At 66.1% G+C, this 6,363-nt stretch carries 5 protein-coding genes and 1 other RNA gene; 2 read left to right on the forward strand and 4 right to left on the reverse strand.

The features are described 5' to 3' along the window. Positions 1–537 precede the first annotated feature (537 nt). Both ACFE72_RS23895 and rnpB read left to right on the forward strand, forming a co-directional pair. Complete coding sequence (locus ACFE72_RS23895) at positions 538–1,395, forward strand: N-acetylmuramoyl-L-alanine amidase (protein ID WP_375415609.1); 858 nt, start codon at positions 538–540, stop codon at positions 1,393–1,395. Between the two features lie 48 nt (positions 1,396–1,443). Next, positions 1,444–1,896, forward strand: an RNA gene (gene rnpB / locus ACFE72_RS23900) — RNase P RNA component class A. A gap of 233 nt (positions 1,897–2,129) precedes the next feature. On the opposite strand, the gene ACFE72_RS23905 is transcribed toward rnpB, so the two are convergent. The 4 genes from ACFE72_RS23905 to ACFE72_RS23920 form a co-directional block, all read right to left on the reverse strand. Then, on the reverse strand, positions 2,130–3,623 hold the full coding sequence (locus tag ACFE72_RS23905; protein ID WP_375415610.1) for an MBOAT family O-acyltransferase: 1,494 nt from the start codon (positions 3,621–3,623) through the stop codon (positions 2,130–2,132). Positions 3,624–3,745: 122 nt separating this feature from the next. Beyond that, a complete protein-coding gene (locus ACFE72_RS23910; protein WP_375415611.1) occupies positions 3,746–4,717 on the reverse strand; it encodes a hypothetical protein in 972 nt (323 codons plus the stop codon). Between the two features lie 45 nt (positions 4,718–4,762). Further along, positions 4,763–5,368, reverse strand: a complete 606-nt coding sequence (locus ACFE72_RS23915; protein ID WP_375415613.1) for a ferric reductase-like transmembrane domain-containing protein — start codon at positions 5,366–5,368, stop codon at positions 4,763–4,765. A gap of 178 nt (positions 5,369–5,546) precedes the next feature. Beyond that, on the reverse strand, positions 5,547–6,080 hold the full coding sequence (locus ACFE72_RS23920) for a Twin-arginine translocation pathway signal (protein WP_375415612.1): 534 nt from the start codon (positions 6,078–6,080) through the stop codon (positions 5,547–5,549). Positions 6,081–6,363: the final 283 nt, after the last annotated feature.

Consider the following 6,363-nt stretch of genomic DNA (forward strand, 5'->3'; position numbering starts at 1 on the left):
TTGCGGCCGCGCGTGGATCAAGACGTGGATGGCCGGGACAAGCCCGGCCATGACGCGTTTATGCATTATCCGCCGCGCTCACCTTCCTCATGCGTCTTGCGACACCCGCCGCGCTTCCTTCCTCGCGTCTTGCGACACCGCCGCTCTCCCCTTCGTCATGCGTTCTGCGGCGCCCGCCGCTCTCCCCCTCGTCATGCCCGGGCTTGTCCCGGGCATCCACGTCTTTACGGCCACCCGTGGATCAAGACGTGGATGGCCGGGACAAGCCCGGCCATGACGGGTTTTTGCATTATCCGCCGCGCTTGCCTTCGTCATGTGTCTTACGACACCCCCCGCCGCGCTCACCTTCCTCATGCCGGGTTCGACGCATTTCGCTATTTGCGCAAGTGATGCGCCATGTCCACACCTGGTTAAAAAAGCCTTGACGGTGCCAGCGTCGTGATTGCGCGGGGGCGCTGGGTCCGGATAGTAGAGCCGAGGCTGCGGTTCGCCGAAAAAGAGAATTGCCGCGTTCTCCTGCCCGGTTTGAGTTGCCCGATGCTGCAAGGCTCGTTCGCGTCTGTCGGTTCCAATTCCAAGCGTCGACGCCCCCTCCCACTTCCAAAGGGCAACGCGGACATGCAGACATTCACCCCGGATTCCTCGGTCGTTTCCGACGTCATCCCGTCCGCCAATTACGGCGACCGGGCCCAGGACCGCTCGCCCGACATGATCGTGCTGCACTATACCGGCATGCCCGATGTGGAGGGCGCGCTGGCGCGGCTGTGTACCGCGGGGACCGACGTATCGGCGCATTACGTGGTGCTGGAAGACGGCCGCATCGTACAATGCGTGCCGGAGGCCAGGCGCGCCTGGCATGCCGGCGTGTCATCCTGGGCCGGCGAGGAGGACATCAACTCCTGTTCGATCGGCATCGAAATCATCAACCGCGGCCATGATTGGGGCTATCCGGAATTTCCGCTGCGCCAGGTCGCCGCCGTGATCGCGCTGTGCCGCGGCATCATGCTCCGTCGCAACCTGCCGTCGCACCGCGTGCTGGCGCATTCCGACGTGGCGCCTGCGCGCAAGAAAGATCCCGGCGAGAAATTTCCCTGGCATTCGCTGGCAAATTCCGGCGTCGGTCACTGGGTCTTTCCGGCGCCGATCGGGCGCGGAGAGAGCCTCAAGCTCGGCGCCGTCGGCGACGACGTGCGCGGCATGCAGGAAGCCCTGAAGCGATACGGCTACGGCGTCGAGACCCACGGAAAATATGACGGGCCGACCGCCGAAGTGGTCACCGCTTTTCAGCGTCATTTCCGGCCCGCCTGCGTCGACGGCGTCGCCGACCATTCGACGCTGACCACGCTGGAATCGTTGCTCGCAAGCCTGCCGCGCGAGACGGCGGCGGCGCGCTGACCCGCCACGGGCTTGACCTGACGGCATTCCGCCTGCATCCCTTGCGGGTCAGTCGGCCGGACGGCCGCTCCCGCTGCGGCCGAAAGGCTTAAGGGAGAGGAAAGTCCGGGCTCCATCGACATACGGTGCCGGATAACGTCCGGCGGGGGCGACCCCAGGGACAGTGCCACAGAGAACGAACCGCCCGCCGACGCAGCTTCGCTGCTGCGGCGATCCCAAAAGGGTGAAGGCGGGTAAGGGTGAAAAGGTGCGGTAAGAGCGCACCGCGGGTCCGGCAACGGAACCGGCATGGCAAACCACACCGGGAGCAAAACCGAATAGGGACGGCAACACGGGTCGTTCGTTGAACAGCGAAAACGCCGTGAGGTCGATGTCAGGCTCGCCGTCCGGGTAGGTTGCTCGAGGCAACGTGCAAACGTTGTCCCAGAGGAATGGCCGTCACGTATCGCCCGCGCGAGCGGCGATGCCCTACAGGACCCGGCTTACAGGCCGGCTGACGCCTATGAACGAGGGGTCCGGCGCACCATGCCGGACCCCTCGCCCGTCATGCGTTCTGCGGCGCCCGCCGCTCTCCCCCTCGTCATGCCCGGGCTTGTCCCGGGCATCCAGGTCTTTACGGCCGCGCGTGGATCAAGACGTGGATGGCCGGGACAAGCCCGGCCATGACGGGTTTTTGCAATATCCGCCGCGCTTTCCCTCATGCCCGGGCTGCCCGGCGCGTGCCGAGGAATGCTTCAAAACTGAAAATACAAGAACTCCAGCCGCTGCCACATGCCGAACAGCGAAACCGCGAATGCCATCGCGGTGAATAGCGCCCATCCGCCGGTCGGCCGCCAGCGCAGGAAGGCGCCTGGCTCCGGGGCGCGGCGATATTCGCGGTATCGAAACAGTTGCGGCACGCTGGGCAGGCCGAGTGCGATCGCCAGCGCCAGCGCAACGATGCAGCCGCCGATCAGCAACAGCGAGGGCTCGCCCACCAGGATGGGCAGATCCATCACGCGCAGGATTCCAGGCGACGCATAGGCGGAACTGCCGGCCTCGAACCCGAACAGGCTGCCCAGCATCCGCCACGCCCCCGCGGCCGTCCTGGCGCGGAAGAACACCCAGGCGATGACCACGGCGAAAAACGTGACGGCCCAGGAAACAGTCCTTGCCGCCGCCGAGGGTGCCGGCGCATCGCCGCGCCAGCCGCGCCACAGATGATTGAGACAGAGATACGTCCCATGCAGGCTGCCCCAGATGACGAAATTCCAGCCGGCGCCGTGCCAGAGTCCGCCAAGCAGCATCGTCGCCAGCAGGTTGGCATAGCGGCGCTGCTCGCCGAACCGGTTGCCGCCGAGCGGGATGTAGAGGTAGTCGCGCAGGAAGCGCGACAGCGTGATGTGCCAGCGCCGCCAGAACTCGATGATCGAAGCGGACTTGTAGGGCGAGCGGAAATTCACCGGCAGCCGGATGCCGAACAACAGCGCGAGCCCGATCGCCATGTCGGAATAGCCGGAAAAATCGAAATAGATTTGCAGGCTGTAGGCCAGCGCCGCCAGCCACGCCCATGCGGTGCTGACACCGCCGCCGGCATCGAGATGCGCGAACACCGGCGTCACGAACTGCGCGAGATTGTCGGCGATCACCACTTTCTTGAACAGGCCGGCGGCGAAGATCGCCAGTCCCCGCGCCGCCAGCACCGCGGAGCGCCCGCTGCGGCCGCGCTTGAACTGCGGGATCATCTCGGCGTGATGCACCAGGGGACCTGCGATCAGATGCGGGAAGAACGATACGAACAGCGTATAGCTGACGAGGTCGCGCTCGACTTTCGCGCCGCGCATGACGTCGACCAGATAGGCGATCTGCTGGAAGGTGAAGAAGGAAATGCCGAGCGGCAGGACGACGTTGACGAAGGGCAGCGGCGTGCCGGTCAGCGCGGTCAAACTGTCGAACAGGAAGTTGGTGTATTTGAAATAACACAGCGCCAGGAGATTGACCGCCACGCCGAACGTGCCGATGCCGCGGCGGCGCAGCGGGTCTTCCATCTTGAGCCCGAGCCAGAAATTGAATCCCACCGAGGCCAGCAGCAGCAGCAGATAGACCGGCTTCCAGGCGCCGTAGAAGATCAGCGACGCGAAGGCCAAGGCCCAGATGCCGCAGCGGGGCGAAACGCGGCGCGCCGCCGCAAACGCCAGCGCCACCGCGGGGAGGAACTGAAACAGGAACGCATAGGAGGAGAACAGCATCGCTAGCGGTTTTCCCTCCCCGCGCCGGCGGCGGGGTTATCGCACATGCCGGCGCGACCTTGCATTTTCGCATCCTCGACCAAGGGCGGCGTTGGGGCGATCCCGTTTAAATCCGTCATCCGCTAACGCTTCAGCCGTGACACGAGATAGCGCGTGTAGATCGGAACGCCGGACGCATTGACATGCATCTCGTCGGCGTAGTTGCCCTGCTGCAGTCCCGGCACCGACGGAATGTCCAGCACGTCGAAGCCGCAGCGGCGGCCCGCGTCCGTCAGCAACGCGACGGTCTGGTCTTCCTTCTCGCGCCACGACGGATCGCGCGCGCGGTCGTAACGCGGCGCCCATGGCGGCACTACCACGGTTAGGTTTTTCGACAGCGCCACCATGTCGCACAGCGCAGCCGTCTCGAACCGAGCTTTCGGCCCCGACAGATTCCAGTGGGCGTAATGGGGGTGGCTGCCGATGTCAGCCGCCCACTGGTTCTCCGGCTGCGAGCGCGGAATGACCGTCAGCCCGAAGCCCGACGGCGGCGGACCGTCCGCAACATGCTGCCCGGCGGAAAGCCGCGCATTGAAGGCCTCGCGAATAAAACGGATCAGCGTGCCGAGGCGCAGCGGCAGGAACGACGTCATCTGCTCGAACACGCCGAGCCGAACTGCGACGTCCTGCGGATACACCGCCGCCGAGCGCACGCCTTCGTTGAACAGGAAGGGCGCTGTGCTGATCACCACCTGCGCGTCTTTGAACCGCTCCGGCTCGCGCCGCATCGCCGCCAGCAACGCCAGCGGTTCGCCGGCGTCGTAGGCGATGTTGACCGCGGCGCCCGCGGGCTTGCCGATCAACTGCGCGGCAAGCCCCGGGTCGACCTGATAGACGGTGCGGCTCTCGCCGCCGAAGATCAGTTCCGGCCTCGATTGCAGCAGCGGCAGTTTTATCGCCAGCAGTGACGGAATGTCGTCATGGACGCGGTTGGCGACCGCGAGCAGGCCGGCAAGCGCCGCAAGCCACGCCAGCAGGGTCAGCGCCGCCACGGAAGCGATCCAGCGTGCGGAGGCGGCCTGCACGCGCTGCAGGGGCTTTGCGGAGTGCATCATGGCGCCGGTTCAAGCATGAAGCGGAAGGGCAGACAATATGAGGAGTTAGTCCGCCCGGCGGCCGACCCGCCCTACGACTTTCCACCGAAGGTCGGCCATGACCTTTATGGTCGCCGCGAGCACCAGCACGCAAAGCACCGCCTTCGACACCGTCTCCATCGCCCCTTCGACCAGCATGCCATGGACCACGCTGCCCGCGACGATGACCACCGCAAGCGACATATGAGCGATGCGCCACGTTCGAAGCCGCAATCGCCGGCGCAGGACGGCCAGCAACGCGACGGCGACGATAGCCCACATGGCGATCACGCCGAAGGGGGAGAACGGCGTCGGCGATGCGAAGAGAAGGGCGTCGATCATGTCAGGCGGACTGGTGATCCAAAGGCCGCCGACATGGACCGCCACCGCCGCCGCCAGCGCGCCTCCGATCCAGCGGTGTGCACGCCGTCCGCGCCAGCCCGCCAGGCCCGGCAGGTATCCGCCCGCCAGCACCGGCTGAACGAGCATGAGGCCCAGTGCGAGGATCGCTGCGAAGCCGGCCACTATGTAGACCGGGCCGCGCCATGCGAGCAGCGGGCTTGCCGCTGCCGCGGCGATCGGCACGCAAATAGCCGCGGCCAGGGCGGCCCAGATCACGGCGGCCCAGATCAGGGCGGCCCTGGCCAGCCTCTTTCCCTTGCTCCCAGCGCGGTCAGGCACTACCGGATTCACACATCTCGTCATCCGCGCGCTCGACGCGCCTATCCATCATCGTTGGACGACTCTCTGGTAGCAGATGGAGTGCCGGATCAAGCCGGCAGTGACGACGAGATGCGTGCATGCAGCAAGGTCAGACCGGCTGCAGCACAAAGTGCGCCTCCAGGCTGGTCTCCTTTGCGCTGCGCATCACCGGACGCAGAAAGACGGTTTTGAATTCGCCGCTGTCATAGGCGAGGTGACCATGCGGCTGGCCGAAGATGGGAATGATCTGCGGCATCTCGAGACGGAACACGCCGTTCTTGTCGGTGAGCGTGGCGCCATGACTGTGCGGCTCGTGCTCCTGCCCTTCGGTGGTGTGCGCCCAGATCTGGACGCGCTGCCCGGCCAGCGGAGCCCCGTCGCCTGCGCGGCGCACCGTGCCGCTCATCCAGAAGCCGCCCTTGCCGATCCGATCCACGACCGGCGCGCCCTTGCGGTAGTTGTTCGCCCCGCCCGTCATCGAATCGGTCGGTGGAAGGCCTTCCGCCCGCGCGGGCCGCAGCAGCCCGGACATCCCGGTTGCCAAAACTCCGGTTGCCAAAACTCCGGTTGCCAAAACTCCGGTTGCCAGGACGGAGCCACCGGCGGCGAGGAGGCTGCGGCGGGGGAATACGGGATTGGTCATCGTGGTTTCTCCTGGCGGCCTGCAGGTGTTCTGCGCGGAAGCTACCACGGCAGGCGCCAGAGGCCCAGTTGACGCGGCGAAGCGCGCGACGGGGCGCAATAACAGTGTTGTGAACGGACTGCGCGCTGTCGCAAACGCATGAGGAAGGCAAGCGCGGCGCTGTCGCAGAAGTCACGCGCGGCGGCTATCGCAAGACACGAAGACAAGCGCCGCCGGTACCGCAGAACCCGTCATGGCCGGGCTTGTCCCGGCCATCCACGTCTTGATCCACGCGCGGCCGCAA

This window comes from uncultured Bradyrhizobium sp. (assembly GCF_964252615.1).
Lineage (GTDB): Bacteria > Pseudomonadota > Alphaproteobacteria > Rhizobiales > Xanthobacteraceae > Bradyrhizobium.

Coding starts and splice junctions, on each gene's coding strand:
- ACFE72_RS23895 (WP_375415609.1), top strand. CDS start 538: ATGCTGCAAGGCTCGTTCGCGTCTGTCGGTTCCAATTCCAAGCGTCGA.
- ACFE72_RS23905 (WP_375415610.1), bottom strand. CDS start 3,623: ATGCTGTTCTCCTCCTATGCGTTCCTGTTTCAGTTCCTCCCCGCGGTG.
- ACFE72_RS23910 (WP_375415611.1), bottom strand. CDS start 4,717: ATGATGCACTCCGCAAAGCCCCTGCAGCGCGTGCAGGCCGCCTCCGCA.
- ACFE72_RS23920 (WP_375415612.1), bottom strand. CDS start 6,080: ATGACCAATCCCGTATTCCCCCGCCGCAGCCTCCTCGCCGCCGGTGGC.